Raw genomic sequence first — 15,581 nt, forward strand, 5'->3', positions numbered from 1 at the left:
CGGAGCGCGGGACCGACCGGTCAGTACCAGCCGGACTCCTGCGAGTGCGCCCACGCGCCGCAGGGCGTGCCGTAGCGGCCCTGCACGTAGCCCAGCCCCCACTCGATCTGGGTCGCCGCGCTCGTCTCCCAGTCGGCGCCGGCGGAGGCCATCTTCGACCCGGGCAGCGCCTGCGGAATGCCGTAGGCGCCGCTGTTCGCGTTGTACGCGTTCACCCGCCAGCCCGACTCCTTCGCCCACAGGGCGACGAGACAGTCGAACTCGGTGCCCGGCCACCCGCGCGCTGCGACGGCTTCGGCCGCGTACGCCTGCGCCGAACCCGGGTCGGGCGTGACCGCGGGGGGCGCCCACCCGCTCGACGCGGCCGCGGACTCCTGTTCTTCGGGCTTCAGCTGGACGGAGTACGACTCGTTCGACACGGTCACCCGGTACTCGCCGGAGGCGTCCATGCGCTGCGCGTCGGCGCCGAACAGCGGGCCGCCGGCGCGGAACCCCGACGACGCGCTCGCACCCCCGTACGGGTCGACCATGTTGACGAACACCAGCCCGAAGACCGCGCACGACGCGAACAGCACGACCGCCGTCTGCTTGGCCTGGGAACGGACGCCACGACGGTTCGGTTCGCGTGATGTCGAGGCGGAACCCGCCGACTGCGAACCAGAATGCCTACCCACGATGGGTCGAGTGTAGCGAAAGGCGAAGGGCCGGATGCAGCGCCGCAGTCATCGCACCGCGAGCATCACGTCGACCACCGCGTCGAGCACCAGGTCGACCTGCGCCTCGCGGTATCCGCCGCGCTGCGCGTGGAACGAGACCGCGCGCACGTCGTCGACGCTGATCGGCCACCCGTCGCGGAAGTACCGGGCCAGGCGGTCGGCGAACCGGTCCACCTCGCGCACGTGGTAGCCGAGCACGAGCGGACTCACCCGGTCGAATCGCTGACCTTCGGGCCGGGCGAGACGGTTGGAGACGACCTGCGCGGTCGTCCGCGCCTCGACGAGCCACGCCTCGTCGCCGTGCAGCCGCTCGGCGATGCGCTTCTCCTTCGCGGCGAAGGCGTCTTCGAGGCGTTCGAGGGCGGCATCGACGTGCGAGGTCGAGTACCCGCCCTTCTGCACCGCGAAGGCGGTCAGGCGGATGCCCTCGGCGGTGAGCTCGGGGTCGCCGGGCTTCGGCTGACCCTCGAACGCACGGCGGGCGACGGCGAGGAACTCCTCGACCTGGTCGATCCGGTAGCCGAGTTGAGGTTTGCGGGCGCGGGGGAACGTCGAATCCACCGCACCAGTATCGCGCACGCTCATCCGAAGAAGCGGAACGCCACGAACGCGACTGCCGCGGACGGCAGGATCGAGTCGAGCCGGTCGAGGAAGCCGCCGTGGCCCGGCAGCCAGGAACTCATGTCCTTGATGCCGAGATCGCGCTTGATCAGCGACTCGGCCAGGTCGCCGAGCGTCGCCGTGAGCAGGATCGCGACACCGAACAGCAGCCCGAACCACCAGGGCTCGCCGAGCATGAACACCGCCAGCAGGGCGCCGGCGACCAGGCTCACGCCCGCGGCGCCGGCGAAGCCCTCCCAGGTCTTCTTGGGGCTGATCACCGGTGCCATCGGGTGCTTGCCGAACGAGAGACCGAACGCGTACGCGCCCGTGTCCGCCGCGACGGCGATGATGATGAACGCCAGCGTCCAGTACTGGCCGCCGTCGGCGGCGGTGAGCACGACCGTGAAGGTCGCCAGGAAGGTGACGTAGCCCTGCACGAACGCCCCCGCGGCGAGATCGCCGACGAGACCGTTGCGGCTCGGAGCATCCGACCGCCCGCCGAAGAGCGCCTCAACGAGCCGCCAGAGCGTCACCAGCGCGATGCCCGCGACGACCGCCGCGAACTGCCCGCCCGCACCGAAGTAGTACGCCACCGGCACCGCCAGCACCGCGACCGCGACGCTCGGCACCACCGGCACCCGGATCTGCGCACGCCGGAACGCCTGCGTGAGCTCCAGGCTGGCGAAACCCGCGACGACGACCGCGAACACCATGAAGAGCTCTTTGATCACGAGCAGGCTGAGCAGCAGCGCGCCGCCGAACGCGAGCCCGATCAGGATCGCGAGGATGAGGTTGCGGCCCGTGCGGGCCTTGATCTTCTCCTGCGCCTGGTCGAACTGGGCGCGCCCGGCTTCGAACTGCCGCTCGAACTCGGCACGCTTCGCGTTGACCTGGGTGCGGAAGTCGTCGCGCGAGGTGGACTCGTGCCCCTCGGCGGCCGTCCGCTCCCCCTCCTCGGGGTCGCCTGACATGTCGGACTCAGACCTCGAGGAGTTCGGCTTCCTTGCGCTTGAGCGCATCGTCGATCTGGTCGACGTGGGTCTTGGTGACCTGCTCGAGCTCCTTCTCACCGCGCGCGACCTCGTCGTCGCCGACCTCGCCCTTCAGCGCGTCGAGGTCGTCCTTGGCCTTGCGGCGGATGTTGCGCACGGACACGCGCGCGTCCTCGGCCTTGGAGCGCACGATCTTCACGTACTCCTTGCGGCGCTCCTCCGTCAGCTCGGGCAGCGTCACGCGGATCAGGTTGCCGTCGTTGGTGGGGTTCGCGCCCAGGTTCGGCGTGTCGCGGATGGCCTGCTCGATGTCGCGCAGCGCGCTCTTGTCGTAGGGCGTCACGACCAGCGTGCGGGCCTCGGGGTTGGTGAGCGAGGCCAGCTGCGCGAGCGGAGTCGGCGTGCCGTAGTAGCTCACCATGATCTTCTGGAAGAGCTGGGGGTTCGCCCGCCCCGTCCGCACCGATGCGAAGTCCTCCTTCGCGACCTCGACGGCCTTCTGCATGCGTGCGGTGGTATCGGACAGTACATCCGCGATCACGGGAGCTCCTTCGTTCGCTACTCGGGACAGTCTATCGAGGGCCGGTTCAGCGAGCCGCCACCGGAGCGCCGTTGCGCACGATGGTGCCGAGGCTGGCCCCGAGGATCGCGGCGGTGACGTTGCCCTCCGGCTCCATGCCGAACACCTGCATCGGCATGCCGTTGTCCATGCAGAGGCTGAACGCGGTCGAGTCGACCACCTTGAGCCCGCGCTGGAGCGCCTCCTGGTACGTGATCTCGTCGATCTTGTGCGCGTCGGGATTGGTGCGCGGGTCGTCGGAGTAGACGCCGTCGACGCCGTTCTTCGCCACCAGCACCACGTCGGCGCCGATCTCGAGCGCCCGCTGGGCGGCGACCGTGTCGGTCGAGAAGTACGGCAGCCCGGCGCCGGCGCCGAAGATGACGACCCGGCCCTTCTCGAGGTGCCGTTCGGCGCGCCGCGGGATGTACGGCTCGGCGACCTGGGTCATCGAGATCGCCGACTGCACGCGGGTCGCGGCGCCCGCCTGCTCGAGGAAGTCCTGCAGCGCCAGCGAGTTCATCACCGTGCCGAGCATGCCCATGTAGTCGGCTCGTCCGCGGTCCATCCCGCGCTGCGAGAGCTCGGCGCCGCGGAAGAAGTTGCCGCCGCCGACCACGATCGCCACCTCGACGTCCTGCGCGGCCTGTGCGATCTCGCGGGCGAGCGCGCCCACCACGTCGGGATTCACGCCGAGGGCTCCCCCTCCGAACGCCTCCCCCGAGAGCTTCAGCATCACCCTGCGTCTGCGATCCGTCATCGCCTGCCGTCCCTTCGGTCAGCCCCGTGTCAAAACTAGTGGTTCGCGCCCCGACGCCGCGACGCGGCATCCGACCGCTTGCGCTCATCCGGGCGCATGAAAAGGGGAGTCCGGATCGATGATCCGGACTCCCCTCGTCGATGACTTACGCGCCGACCTTGAAGCGGGCGAAGTCGCTGACCGTCAGGCCCGCGTCCTGGAGGACCTTGCTGATGGTGAGCTTGTTGTCCTTCGCGTAGTCCTGCTCGAGCAGTGCGACCTGCTTGAAGAACGCACCGAGGCGACCCTCGATGATCTTCGGCAGCGCCGCCTCGGGCTTGCCCTCGTTGCGCGAGATCTCCTCGACGATGCGGCGCTCGTTGGCCACCGCCTCCTCGGGGACGTCCTCGCGGGCGAGGTACTCGGGGTTCGCGAACGAGATGTGCTGCGCGATCGAGCGAGCCGTCTCGGCGTCGGCGCCCGCGTAGCCGAGGACCACGCCGACCTGCGGGGGCAGGTCCTTCGAGGTCTTGTGCAGGTAGATCGAGAACTGCTCGCCCTTCACGAGGCGGACGCGGCGGAGCTCGACCTTCTCGCCGAGGATCGCGGCGTCCTGGTCGATGACCTCGGCGACGGTCTTGCCCTCGGCCGGCGCGGCCAGAGCGGCCTCGACGGTCTCGGCGCGCGACGCGGCGACGGCGGCGAGGACGCGGTCGGCGAGACCGACGAACTTGTCGCCCTTGGCGACGAAGTCGGTCTCGCAGGCCAGCTCGATGAGGGTTGCGGTGCCGTCGCCGTTGTCGGCGGCGGCGACGAGGCCCTCGGAGGTCGAGCGGTCGGCGCGCTTGGCGTTGCCCTTGGCACCCTTCAGGCGAAGGATCTCGGTCGCCTTCTCGATGTCGCCGTCGGCCTCGACGAGCGCGTTCTTGGTGTCGGTCATGCCGGTACCGAGCTGCTCGCGAAGCGCCTTGATGTCGGCGATGCTGACGTTGGCCATGTGGAATGGACTCCCTGTCGTTCGAAGTGTGGTGGGTGTCGACTACTCGGCGGCGGGCGCGTCGGCCGCGTCGGCCTGCTCGGCCGCCGCTTCGCCGGCCTCGTCCGCGGCCGACTCGGTCGCGGCGATCTCGGTCGCAGCCTCGTCGACGACCTCGGCGGCCTCGGCCTGGGCCTCGGCGACGGTCTCGGCCACCTTCTCGGTCTCGGCCGATGCCTGCTCGGGGGTGGTCTCGGTCGACGCCTGGAGGAGCTCGGCCTCCCACTCGGCGAGCGGCTCGGCCTCTTCGCCCTCTTCGGGCTTCTGGTGGCGCTGGATGAGGCCCTCGGCGGCGGCGTCGGCGATGATGCGGGTGAGCAGGCTCACCGAGCGGATCGCGTCGTCGTTGCCCGGGATCGGGTACTGCACCTCGTCGGGGTCGCAGTTGGTGTCGAGGATGCCGATGACGGGGATGCCGAGCTTCTTCGCCTCGTCGATTGCGAGGTGCTCCTTCTTGGTGTCCACGACCCACAGCGCCGACGGCGTCTTGGTGAGGTTGCGGATGCCGCCGAGCGACTTGTGCAGCTTGTCGAGCTCTCGCTTCTTGAGGAGGAGCTCCTTCTTGGTGAAGCCGCTCGTGGTGCCCTCGAAGTCGAGCTCCTCGAGCTCCTTCATGCGGGCGAGACGCTTCGACACCGTCGAGAAGTTGGTGAGGAGGCCACCGAGCCAGCGCTGGTTCACGAAGGGCTGGCCGACGCGCTGCGCCTGCTCGGCGATCGACTCCTGCGCCTGCTTCTTGGTGCCGACGAAGAGGATGGTGCCGCCGTGGGCGACCGTCTCCTTGACGAAGTCGTACGCCTTGTCGATGTAGGCGAGCGACTGCTGCAGGTCGATGATGTAGATGCCCGAGCGCTCGGTGAAGATGAAGCGCTTCATCTTCGGGTTCCAGCGGCGGGTCTGGTGCCCGAAGTGCACGCCGCTGTCGAGCAGCTGGCGAATGGTGACGACGGCCATGAGCCGTTCTCCTTCTGTTCTCGGTTGACTGCTGCCGGCCGGCGGCCGGAAGCCCTGGTGCCCGGCACGCTCCGCCGACTCCCCGCGAAGCGAGGAGGAGGACCGATGGAGTCGTCTGCCGAATGGGCACGCGTAGTCGCCCCGACACGCGAGGCGCTTCGGACATGCTACCACGCGTCCCCTCCTCCCCAGCCGGGCTGCGCGGCTGGGCGGTCCACCGGTCGGGCGGGAACAGGGCCGGATGCTCCGCCGGGCCACGAAGCTGGGCGGATGACTCGTCGCTGGTCCACCCCCGTCGTCGCGCTGCTCGCGGCCCGGGCCCTCATGGCCGGGGCACTGGTCGCCGGCATGCCCGGGGCGCCGGCGGCGATGGCCGACGGGATGCCCGCCGCCGCGCAGCCGGCCACCGCAGCGGAGCCGGCCGCCGCAGCGGAGCCCGCCGGCGCTGCGGAGCCTTCGGCGGCGACCCAGCCGCGTTGGCGGTGGCCGGTTCCGAGTCCGATCGTCGTCCTCCGACCGTTCCGGGCGCCGGCGACGCCGTACGCGTCCGGCCACCGCGGCATCGACCTCGACGTCCCGCCGGGTGCGACGGTCAGCGCTCCGGCGGGCGGCGTCGTCGCCTTCGCCGGCATGGTCGCGGGCCGCGGTGTGATCACCGTCGACCACGGCGAGGGCGTGCTGAGCTCGTACGAGCCGATCACCTCCGCCGTCGCCGTCGGCGACGCCGTCCGCCCGGGCGACCCGATCGGCTCGGTGGCGACCGGCGGTCACTGCGGGGCCGGCTGCCTGCATTTCGGGGTGCGCGTCGACGGCGAGTACGTGTCGCCGTTCCGCTTCCTCGGCGGCGTGCCCCGTGCGGTGCTGCTGCCGTGGCGCGACGACTGAGCTGCGGCGGCGGGCCGATGCCGGCTACGCCCGCGGATGCGCGAGTCGGTAGCTCTCCTTCAGCCGCTCGGTCGACACGTGCGTGTAGATCTGGGTGGTGCCGAGACTCGCGTGGCCGAGGAACTCCTGCACTGCGCGCAGATCGGCACCGCCGTCGAGCAGGTGCGTGGCGGCCGTGTGCCGCAGGGCGTGCGGACCCGACGGCCCGGTTCCGGGCAGGTCGGCGAGCAGCGATGCCACGAGTCGGTGCACCGCCCGGACCCCGAGCCGCCCGCCGCGCACCCCGAGGAAGACCGCGGGCGTGGCCGGCGCCGTCGACGGTGCCGCGGCGAGCAGCACCGCACGGCCGGTCTCGAGGTAGCGGTCGAGTGCGCGGGCGGCGGGCGCGCCGTACGGGACGACGCGCTCCTTGTCGCCCTTGCCGACGACTCGAACGGTGCGCGCGCGGCGGTCGAGCCCGCCGAGGTCGAGACCGACGAGCTCGGAGACGCGCAGGCCCGAAGCGTACAGGAGCTCGAGGATCGCGGAGTCGCGTGCGGCGACGGCATCGCCCTCGCCGGCACGCGCGTCGACCGCGGCGAGCAGATCGGCGATCGCGGACTGGGTCAGCACACGCGGCAGCGTGCGGTGCGGCCGAGGCGCCCGCAGGCGTGCCGACGGATCCGCCGCGAGCGCACCGACGCGGGTCAGCCACGCGCACCAGCCGCGGGCTGCCGCGGCGCGGCGTGCCACCGAGCTGCGGGCGAGCCCGCGTTCGGTCGCCTGCCACAACCAGTCGCGCAGCAGCGCCAGGTCGAGGTCGGCCACGACGCCGGCGCCGCGTTCGCGCGCGAACCCGACGAGGTCGGCGAGGTCGCGGGCGTACGCGGTGAGCGTGTTCGCCGCGACCGCCCGTTCGAACTCGAGGTGCTCGAGGTAGTCGGCGACGAGCACCCCGAACCCGTCGGTCGCCGAGTCGGGGACGCGCGTCATGCGCCCGCCTTGCGCCCGAATCGTTCGAGCCGGCCCGCTTCGTCGAGTGCCTCGAGCTCGGCGAGGAACTCGGCACCGAAGCTCGTCACCACCGGGTGCGCGCCGACCGGCACCACCGAGGTCACGGCGGCGTCGTCGAAGAGGTGCACCACCGAGCAGGACTGCCCGCCGTCGACGCCGACGAGTTCGCGCGGGGGCGCGGACAGATCCATCGTGTAGGCGAGCGCGCCGGCGACCGACACCGGAATGCCGGCGAACTCGCCGTTCGTCGGGTAGTGCAGGTGGCCCCCGAGGATGAGGCGCACGTCGGTGCCCGCGAGCACGTCGGCGAGCGTGTCCTGCCCGCGCAGCTCGAGCACGTCCATGACCGCGAGCGGGGTCGCGATCGGGGCGTGGTGGAGGGCCAGCACGGTGCCGCGCTCGGCCGGTGCGGCGAGTTCGGTCGCGAGCCAGTGGAGCGCCGCGTCGTCCACGCTGCCGTGGTGGTAGCCGGGCACGCTCACGTCGAGGGCGATGATGCGCAGACCGTCGACCGTCACGGATCGGTGCACCGGTGCGTCGCCCGGCGGCTCGTCGAGCAGTTCGGCACGGAACGACGCCCGCTCGTCGTGGTTGCCCATGACCCAGACGAGCTCGGCGCCGGTGGCCGCGACCAGCGGTGCGATCGCCGCCCGCGCCCGTCGGTACGCGTCGGGCTCGCCGAGGTCGGCGACATCGCCGGTCACGACGATCGCGTCGATCGACGTGCCGAGTCTCGCCAGCTGGGCGACGGCACGATCGAGCAGTGCGACCGTGTCGACCCGCCCGCCGAGCAGCGCGCCGCCCGCGAGCAGGTGCGTGTCGGACAGGTGCGCGAGCACGTGCCGCGCAGCGGGGTACCTGCCGAGCCGCGGCCGGTCGCTGTGGTCGCTCTGGTCGTCGATGGCGTGCACGGCGCCAGCCTACGGCGGACCGCCGACGCGGCGCCCGCCACGCGCCGACCGCGTCAGCACGCTGCACGCCCCACGCGGACCGCGTCAGCACGCTGCACGCCCCACGCGGACCGCCGACCGCCTCAGCCCGCCGCCGCGCGCCGACCGCCTCATCCCGCGGCTCGCCGCGCGACCCAGCCGTTCGGTCGTCTCGCCGCCCTGCCTTCGATCTCGAGGATGCCGAGGACGCCCATGACCCGCGCGGGTTCGACTCCGGCCAGGCGTGCGACGTCGTCGACGCTGCGCGGCGAACGCGGACTGAGCGCGTCGAGCACTCGCACCGCATCGGGGTGGGCCGACGGGCCGGGCGGGCCGCCGCGGGCGGCGCCGGCCGGATCGTCGAACAGTCGGAGCGCACCGTGCGCACCGGTGCCGCCCGCGAGTTCGGCCATCTGCGCGGCGTTCACGACGCAGATCGCGTCGCGTTCGCGCAGCAGCCGATGACACCCGGCCGACACCGGACTCGTGACCGGCCCGGGCACCGCGCCGATCGGCCGGCCGAGTGCGCTCGCGTGGTTCGCGGTGTTCAGCGACCCCGACCGGTGCCCGGCCTCGATCACGACGGTCGCGGCGGACGCCGCGGCGATCAAGCGGTTGCGTTGCAGGAACCTCCATTTCGTCGGCGAGGATCCGCACGGCACTTCGGACACGACCGCACCCGTCTGCACGATGCGCGACAGCAGGTCGTCGTGGCCCAGCGGGTAGAACCGGTCGATGCCGCCGGCGAGGAACGCCACGGTGCTGCCGGCGCTGCGCAGCGCCGAACGGTGCGCCATGCCGTCGATGCCGTACGCGCCGCCCGACACGACGGTGAACCCGCGGTCGACGAGTCCGGCGGACGCTTCGATCGCCACGTGCTCGCCGTACCCGGTCGCCGCGCGGGCGCCGACGAGGGCGATCGCCGGCGCGCTCGACGCGATGGCCGCGGTGCGCCCCCGCACCCACAGCGCGAGCGGCGTGTGCACTCCGAGGTCGTCGACGCCGATCGGCCAGTCGGGATCGCCCGGCACGAGCAGTGCCGCCCCGACTCGGGCGGCTTGCGCGAGCGAGCGCAGGATCGCCTCGGCGTCGAGCCGCGGCATCCATCGCGCGAGCGCATCCGAGATCGTCTTCGGCGTCACGGTCGCCTCGGCGGGCAGCAGGGCGGCCAGCGCTGCGACGTCAGGTCGCGCGAGCAGCGCGTGCGCGGTCGCGACGGCGCCCACCTGCGCAACCGCGCGCCCCATGACGCCGTCGCCGGGCTCGGCGAGGGCGCCGAGCACGATGCGGGCGAACGCATCGGCATCGTCGAGCGATCTCCCCACCGCTTCGAGCGCGCGTGCCGAGCGGTCGAGCAGCTCGTCGAACGCGTCGGATCCCCGCATCACGCCATCGCCTTCCGCAGGAACAGCGCCTCGCCGACGTGGCCGGCGTCGGGGCGCGCGGCGCCCTCGAGGTCGCTGAGGGTCCAGGCGACTTTGATCACCCGGTCGTAGCCGCGCATGGTCACGGACCCGCGTTCGAGCGCCCGGTCGAGCGCCGCGGTCGCGCGCCCGCCCGGATGCAGGCCGCCGGCTCCGCGGATCCACGGGCCCGGCATGTCGGCGTTCACCCGCCACGGCGTGCCGGTGAGCCGTTCGGCAGCGGCACCGCGCGCGGCGAGCACCGCGGCGCGCGCCTCGGCCGTGGTGGTGGTGCGCCGCTCCCCCGCCATGCGCAGCTCGGCTGCGGTGATGCGGGGAACCCAGAGCCGCAGGTCGACCCGGTCGAGCAGCGGCCCCGAGATGCGACCGAGGTACCTGCGCCGCACCGAGGGTGCGCACGAGCACTCGGCGTCGCTCACGCCGTGCTGCCCGCACGGGCATGGGTTGGCGGCCAGCACGAGCTGGAACCGAGCGGGGAACGTGGCGACCGCATTGGCGCGGTGGATGCTGATGCTGCCCGACTCGAGCGGCTGGCGCAGCACGTCCAGCACGGACGCCGGGAACTCGGGCGCCTCGTCGAGGAACAGCACGCCGTGCGAGGCGCGCGGCGCGGCGCCGGGCCGGATGATGCGGCTGCCGCCGCCCACCATCGCCGCAGCCGACGCGGTGTGGTGCGGCGCCTCGAACGGCGGCCGGCGGTTCAGACCCTTCGGAGCGCGCCCGGCCAGCGACCTCAGCGAGGCCACCTCGAGCGCGGCATCGGTGTCGAGATCGGGCAGCAGGCCGGGCAGCCGGGCGGCGAGCATCGTCTTGCCCGCGCCGGGCGGCCCCTCGAGGAAGAGGTGGTGCCCGCCCGCCGCAGCGACCAGCAGCGCCCGGATCGCGGACTCGTTGCCGGCCACGTCGGCCAGGTCGAGGTGCGCCGTCTCCGCCGACGTCTCGGCCTGCGCCGCGCCATCGGCGGCTGCGAGCGGGTCGGCGCCGAGCAGCTCCTCGGGCACGTCGTACCGGCCGCCGTGCCAGATCGCCGCCTCGCAGAGCGTCGCCACCCCGACCACGCGTACGTCGGGGACGAGCGCGGCCTCCTCGGCGTTCGCCGCCGGCACCATGACCGTGCGGTGCCCGGCCCGCGCCGCGGCGAGCACGGCCGGAAGCACGCCGTCGATGGGCCGGACCCGCCCGTCCAGCCCGAGTTCGCCGAGGTGCACGACCTGCCCGACCGACGCCGGATCGACCCCGCCGCACGCCGCGAGGCAGGCTATCGCGATGCCCAGGTCGAAGGCCGAGCCGTGCTTCGGCAACGACGCGGGCGACAGGTTGACCGTGAGGCGGCGGTTCGGCAGCGGGCAGCCGGCGTTCGTCGCCGCGGAGCGCACTCGATCGCGCGCCTCGGCCAGCGCCGCGTCGGGCAGACCGATGATGATCAGGTTGGGCAGCTGACTGGACAGGTCGGCCTCGACGTCGACGATCGACCCGGCCAGCCCCAACAGCGCCACCGACCTGGTGCGCCCGACCGGCATCAGCCGAGCCCTTCGAGGTGCTCGATGAGCGCGGGCGCCTCGCCGGGAACGAGGATGGCGACGGCGTCGAGTCGGATCCGCCCGACGGCACGGCCCGACGCCTCGCACCACGCGACCGCGAGCCGGCGCATCCGCGCCAGCTTCAGCGCCGTGATCGCCTCGAACGGATGCCCGTAGCCGGCGCCCGTGCGCGTCTTCACCTCGACGAAGACCGTGTCGTCGCCGTCGCGCGCGACGATGTCGATCTCGCCGAGCCGGCACCGCCAGTTGCGGTCGAGCACGACCATGCCGCGCGCGACGAGGTGGTCGACCGCGAGCTGTTCGCCGCGTCGACCGAGTTCCGTATTGTGGGCCATCCGCACCACCTCCGCGACCAGCGTCGCGGGCGGGCGGGCCCGCACGGCGCGGCGGTGACGCGACTGTGGGAACCCGGGGGCGGGCCCCCGCCTGTCGAGGAGGAGTCGAACGCGCCGCGCGGCCTACTCGTCGAGCGCGAGCTCTTTCGGCAGCTCGAACTCGCGCGTGGCGAGCTCTTCGATGTTCACGTCCTTGAAGGTGAGCACCCGCACGGCCTTCACGAATCGATCGGCGCGGTAGACGTCCCACACCCAGACGTCTTTCATGGCGAGCTCGAAGTAGAAGTCGTGCTCGGTGTCGCGGCGCACCAGTTCGACCTCGTTCGCGAGGTAGAACCGACGCTCGGTCTCGACCACGTACTTGAACTGCGCCACGATGTCGCGGTACTCGCGGTACAGGGCCAGCTCGACCTCGCGGTCGTAGTCGTCGAATTCGTCCTCGTCCATCGGATTCATCCTACGCCGAGGTCGAACAGCGCCGGCTCCTCGGCGGCCGCCGCCGAGCGGTCGTGCAGCCAGGTGCGCCGGTGCAGCGCGCTGGGACCGTGCTCGGCGAGGGCGGCGAAGTGCGCGCGCGTCGAGTAGCCCTTGTTCTCGTCCCAGCCGTAGAGCGGCAGGTCGTCGTGCGCGCGGCGCATTCCGCGGTCGCGGTGCACCTTGGCGATGACGGATGCCGCCGACACCGATGCGCAGTCGCGGTCGGCTTTGATGCGCGTGACGACCCGCGCCCGGTGCTCGATCGACGGGCTCAACCAGTCGTAGTTGCCGTCGAGCACGAGCGGCAGCCCGGATTCGAGCGCGACGCTCTCGGCGAGCTGCGCCCAGGCCCGCGCTCCGGCGAGGCCGAGGCAGGCCATGATGCCGAGTTCGTCGATCTCATCGGCGGATGCCTCGCCCACCGCCGAGGCGTGCACCCACGCCGCCGCCCGCGGCGCGAGCAGCTCGCGCTTGGGCTCGGGCAGCAGCTTCGAGTCTCGAAGCCCGGCGGGCATGCGCCGCACGTCGGGGCCGATGACCACGAGCCCCACCGTCACCGGGCCGGCCAGCGCCCCTCGACCGACCTCGTCGCAGGCGAGCACGAACGGCACCCCCTCGTCGAACATCGCACGTTCGACGCGCAGATCGGGGGCGTTGCGGCGCGCCATTCAGCCCGTGCCCTTCTCGACGCCGTCGAACACGTCGGGATAGTTGCCGAGCCACGCCCAGTGCGACACGGGCCAGCTCACGACGAACGCGCGACCGACGACGTTCTCGATGGGCACGAAACCCTTCAACGGCGTGTCGCCGTTGTAGCGCGAGTCCTGCGAGTCGTACCGGTTGTCGCCCATCATCCAGAGCCGGTCGGCCGGCACGGTGACGTCGAAGTCGTCACGCGAGACCTTCTCTTCGCCGGGCGGCAGGGTGACGTACGGCTCGTCGAGCGGCACGCCGTTGACGCTCATCTGCCCGAGCGCGTTGCAGCAGGTGACGTGGTCGCCGGGCAGACCGATGAGGCGCTTCACGAGGTGGTCGTTCGAATCGGGCGCGCTCAGCCCGACGAGCGCGAGGAACCAGTCGACCGCGGCGACGAGCGGCGGCTGCTCGGGCTCGACCCGTGCCGGAAGCCACCCGCCCGGGTCGCGGAACACGACCACGTCGCCGCGCTCGAGCGGCACGACCTCGGGCACGAGCTGGTTGACGATGATGCGGTCGTCGACTTCGAGGGTGACCTCCATCGAACCCGACGGGATGAAGAACGACCGGATCAGGAAGGTCTTGATGAGGAACGAGACGAGCACCGCCACCACGAAGATGACCAGCACATCGCGCAGGAACAGCAGTGCGCCGCGCCTGCGCCGCGTCGCCGCCGTTGTCGTCGTATCGCCGTCATCGCCGTCTGCGCGCATGGTGCGAGTGTGTTCCTCTGTCATTTAACCGCCCGAGCTCCCCGCCCAGTCTAGGGGTGGGGAGCTCGGTGGAATCGCCGGAGCGGCGAGGGACTCGCCGCGCGAAATCAGTTCTCGCGCTTCTCCTTGATCTTGGCCTTCTTGCCGCGCAGTTCGCGCAGGTAGTACAGCTTCGCGCGCCGCACGTCACCGCGGGTGACGACCTCGATCTTGTCGATGATCGGCGAGTGCACCGGGAACTTGCGCTCGACGCCGACCTGGAAGCTGATCTTGCGGACCGTGAAGGTCTCGCGGACGCCCTGGCCCGAACGGCCGATGACGACGCCCTGGAACACCTGGACGCGCGACCGGCTGCCTTCGACGATGTTGACGTGCACCTTGACGGTGTCGCCGGGGCGGAAGTCGGGGATGTCGCTCTTCAGGCTGGCGGCATCGACGCTGTCGAGGATGTGCATGATGGTTCGCTCTCTGCGCCCGCCACCGGTCGAACGCGGATCATGGATGGAAGTGTCTGGTGCCGCCCGCGCGGGATTCGCGCTGTGCGTGCTCCCCGGAGGCAGAGTCCTGCGGCGGCACAAACAACCATTCTGCCAGATCGGGGCGACCCCCGCCAAAACGAGCGGATCGGAGGTCGGTCGCGGCCTCCGTCAGTCGCGCACCTCGTGGACGATGATCACGTCGCCGTCGTCGTCGCCGGACCGCGGCTGCGTCGGAGCATCCGGCCGGTTCTGGTTCGCGAGCCGCTCGAACTCCGTCATGCTCGCCTGCATGCGCCGCGCGCCGTCGGCGACCAACTGCCAGATCGACGCCCAGAACGCGGCGACCGCGGCGAACAGCGCGAGCACGCCGAACAGCAGTGCGGCGGCGCCGTAGCAGCCGGCCGCGACGAGCAGCAGATGCCAGGCCCCGATCACCCCGACGTCGGTCCACGAGACCGCGCGTTCGGCACGCACGGTGGGGCGCGCGTTCACGAGCACCGCGATCACGAGGAGCGCGAGGAACGCCGCCGGGATGGTGATGACCAGCCCGAGCGTGCTCCATCCGCCTGCGCCGAAGATCGCCCAGCCGACCACCATCCACAGCGGCAGCACGACGGGAGCGATGAACAGCCACCGCAGGAACACGCGCCGGAAGAGCATGTCCTCAGGCTAACCCCGCCCGCCGAGCGCGGCGCGGGGTGTTCACTCAGGGCGGACCCGACAGAATAGGAACCGTGATCGAACTGAGGACCCCCGCCGAGCTTGACGAGATGCGCCCCGCCGGCCGATTCGTCGCGAGCGTGCTCGAGGCCACCGCCGCCGCCGCGAAAGTCGGCGTGAACCTGCTGGAGCTCGACGCCATCGCGCACGAGATGATCCGCAAGGCCGGCGCCGAGAGCTGCTACATCGACTACCACCCGTCGTTCGGCGCGAGCCCGTTCGGCAAGGTGATCTGCACGTCGGTGAACGACGCCGTGCTGCACGGCCTCCCCCACGACTACACCCTCCGCGACGGCGACCTGCTGAGCCTCGACTTCGCCGCGAGCGTGAACGGTTGGGTCTCGGACTCGGCGATCTCGCTCGTCGTCGGCACCCCGCGCGACGCCGACCTGCGCCTCATCGACACCACCGAGCGGGCGCTCGCCGCCGGCATCGCGGCCGCCACGGTCGGCAACCGCATCGGAGACATCTCCCGTGCGATCGCCGACGTGGCGCGCGCGCAGGGCTATTCGATCAACACCGACTTCGGCGGCCACGGCGTCGGGCGCACCATGCACGGCGACCCGCACGTGCCGAACAACGGCCGGCCCGGCCGCGGCATGCCGTTGAAGCCCGGCCTCGTGATCGCGATCGAGCCGTGGTTCCTCGAGACCACCGACCGGATCTTCACCGATCCCGACGGCTGGACGCTGCGCAGCGCCGACGGCTCGCGCGGCGCGCACTCCGAGCACACGGTCGCGATCACCGAGCAGGGACCGATCGTGCTCACTCAGCGCGCGGGCTGAGCCCC

The 15,581-nt window shown here is 71.9% G+C and carries 19 protein-coding genes; 2 read left to right on the forward strand and 17 right to left on the reverse strand.

The window, feature by feature from the left end:
* Positions 1 to 20 precede the first annotated feature (20 nt).
* The 7 genes from MTO99_RS06180 to rpsB form a co-directional block, all read right to left on the reverse strand.
* The gene (locus MTO99_RS06180; protein ID WP_243557862.1) at positions 21 to 674 is read right to left on the reverse strand and encodes an aggregation-promoting factor C-terminal-like domain-containing protein; all 654 of its coding nucleotides are present in this window, start codon (positions 672 to 674) and stop codon (positions 21 to 23) included.
* A gap of 48 nt (positions 675 to 722) precedes the next feature.
* A complete protein-coding gene (locus tag MTO99_RS06185; protein ID WP_243557864.1) occupies positions 723 to 1,301 on the reverse strand; it encodes a DivIVA domain-containing protein in 579 nt (192 codons plus the stop codon).
* A complete protein-coding gene (locus tag MTO99_RS06190; RefSeq protein WP_243557865.1) occupies positions 1,298 to 2,290 on the reverse strand; it encodes a phosphatidate cytidylyltransferase in 993 nt (330 codons plus the stop codon). The genes MTO99_RS06185 and MTO99_RS06190 overlap by 4 nt, the downstream gene beginning before the upstream one ends.
* Positions 2,291 to 2,297: 7 nt before the next feature.
* Positions 2,298 to 2,852 carry a ribosome recycling factor gene (gene frr, locus MTO99_RS06195; protein WP_243557866.1) on the reverse strand — a complete coding sequence of 185 codons (555 nt, stop codon included), beginning with the start codon at positions 2,850 to 2,852 and terminating at the stop codon, positions 2,298 to 2,300.
* A 46-nt stretch (positions 2,853 to 2,898) separates the two neighbouring features.
* Positions 2,899 to 3,630 (reverse strand): UMP kinase, encoded by a 732-nt coding sequence (gene pyrH / locus MTO99_RS06200; protein WP_243557868.1) that lies wholly within the window; start codon positions 3,628 to 3,630, stop codon positions 2,899 to 2,901.
* 145 nt (positions 3,631 to 3,775) lie between these two features.
* Complete coding sequence (gene tsf / locus MTO99_RS06205) at positions 3,776 to 4,606, reverse strand: translation elongation factor Ts (protein ID WP_243557870.1); 831 nt, start codon at positions 4,604 to 4,606, stop codon at positions 3,776 to 3,778.
* 42 nt (positions 4,607 to 4,648) lie between these two features.
* Positions 4,649 to 5,599: a 30S ribosomal protein S2 gene (rpsB, locus tag MTO99_RS06210; protein ID WP_243557872.1), complete on the reverse strand. Its 951-nt coding sequence runs from the start codon at positions 5,597 to 5,599 to the stop codon at positions 4,649 to 4,651.
* Positions 5,600 to 5,869: 270 nt separating this feature from the next.
* Between rpsB and MTO99_RS06215 the strand changes: the two genes are divergently transcribed.
* The gene (locus tag MTO99_RS06215; RefSeq protein ID WP_243557874.1) at positions 5,870 to 6,484 is read left to right on the forward strand and encodes a murein hydrolase activator EnvC family protein; all 615 of its coding nucleotides are present in this window, start codon (positions 5,870 to 5,872) and stop codon (positions 6,482 to 6,484) included.
* A gap of 24 nt (positions 6,485 to 6,508) precedes the next feature.
* Here MTO99_RS06215 and MTO99_RS06220 read toward each other — a convergent pair whose 3' ends face one another.
* The 10 genes from MTO99_RS06220 to MTO99_RS06265 all read right to left on the reverse strand — a co-directional run bounded on the left by MTO99_RS06220 (position 6,509) and on the right by MTO99_RS06265 (position 14,731).
* A complete protein-coding gene (locus MTO99_RS06220) occupies positions 6,509 to 7,456 on the reverse strand; it encodes a tyrosine recombinase XerC (RefSeq protein WP_243557876.1) in 948 nt (315 codons plus the stop codon).
* The gene (locus MTO99_RS06225; RefSeq protein ID WP_243557878.1) at positions 7,453 to 8,388 is read right to left on the reverse strand and encodes a metallophosphoesterase; all 936 of its coding nucleotides are present in this window, start codon (positions 8,386 to 8,388) and stop codon (positions 7,453 to 7,455) included. The genes MTO99_RS06220 and MTO99_RS06225 overlap by 4 nt, the downstream gene beginning before the upstream one ends.
* Before the next feature lie 149 nt (positions 8,389 to 8,537).
* Positions 8,538 to 9,791: a DNA-processing protein DprA gene (dprA, locus tag MTO99_RS06230; RefSeq protein WP_243557880.1), complete on the reverse strand. Its 1,254-nt coding sequence runs from the start codon at positions 9,789 to 9,791 to the stop codon at positions 8,538 to 8,540.
* Positions 9,791 to 11,350 carry a YifB family Mg chelatase-like AAA ATPase gene (locus MTO99_RS06235; protein ID WP_243557882.1) on the reverse strand — a complete coding sequence of 520 codons (1,560 nt, stop codon included), beginning with the start codon at positions 11,348 to 11,350 and terminating at the stop codon, positions 9,791 to 9,793. The genes dprA and MTO99_RS06235 overlap by 1 nt, the downstream gene beginning before the upstream one ends.
* Positions 11,350 to 11,706, reverse strand: coding sequence for a YraN family protein (locus tag MTO99_RS06240; protein ID WP_243557884.1), 357 nt, complete (start codon positions 11,704 to 11,706; stop codon positions 11,350 to 11,352). The genes MTO99_RS06235 and MTO99_RS06240 overlap by 1 nt, the downstream gene beginning before the upstream one ends.
* Before the next feature lie 123 nt (positions 11,707 to 11,829).
* Positions 11,830 to 12,153 carry a DUF2469 family protein gene (locus tag MTO99_RS06245; RefSeq protein ID WP_243557886.1) on the reverse strand — a complete coding sequence of 108 codons (324 nt, stop codon included), beginning with the start codon at positions 12,151 to 12,153 and terminating at the stop codon, positions 11,830 to 11,832.
* Positions 12,154 to 12,158: 5 nt separating this feature from the next.
* Positions 12,159 to 12,851, reverse strand: coding sequence for a ribonuclease HII (gene rnhB / locus MTO99_RS06250; protein ID WP_243557888.1), 693 nt, complete (start codon positions 12,849 to 12,851; stop codon positions 12,159 to 12,161).
* On the reverse strand, positions 12,852 to 13,592 hold the full coding sequence (gene lepB / locus MTO99_RS06255) for a signal peptidase I (RefSeq protein WP_243557890.1): 741 nt from the start codon (positions 13,590 to 13,592) through the stop codon (positions 12,852 to 12,854).
* Between the two features lie 107 nt (positions 13,593 to 13,699).
* Entirely contained in the window at positions 13,700 to 14,047 is a 348-nt protein-coding gene (gene rplS / locus MTO99_RS06260; RefSeq protein WP_243557892.1) for a 50S ribosomal protein L19, read from the reverse strand.
* Positions 14,048 to 14,239: 192 nt separating this feature from the next.
* Positions 14,240 to 14,731 (reverse strand): hypothetical protein, encoded by a 492-nt coding sequence (locus MTO99_RS06265; RefSeq protein ID WP_243557894.1) that lies wholly within the window; start codon positions 14,729 to 14,731, stop codon positions 14,240 to 14,242.
* 74 nt (positions 14,732 to 14,805) lie between these two features.
* Here MTO99_RS06265 and map point away from each other — a divergent pair, with 74 nt between their 5' ends.
* The gene (map, locus tag MTO99_RS06270) at positions 14,806 to 15,576 is read left to right on the forward strand and encodes a type I methionyl aminopeptidase (protein WP_243557896.1); all 771 of its coding nucleotides are present in this window, start codon (positions 14,806 to 14,808) and stop codon (positions 15,574 to 15,576) included.
* Positions 15,577 to 15,581 lie beyond the last annotated feature (5 nt).

Source organism: Agromyces larvae (genome assembly GCF_022811705.1).
GTDB lineage: Bacteria > Actinomycetota > Actinomycetes > Actinomycetales > Microbacteriaceae > Agromyces > Agromyces larvae.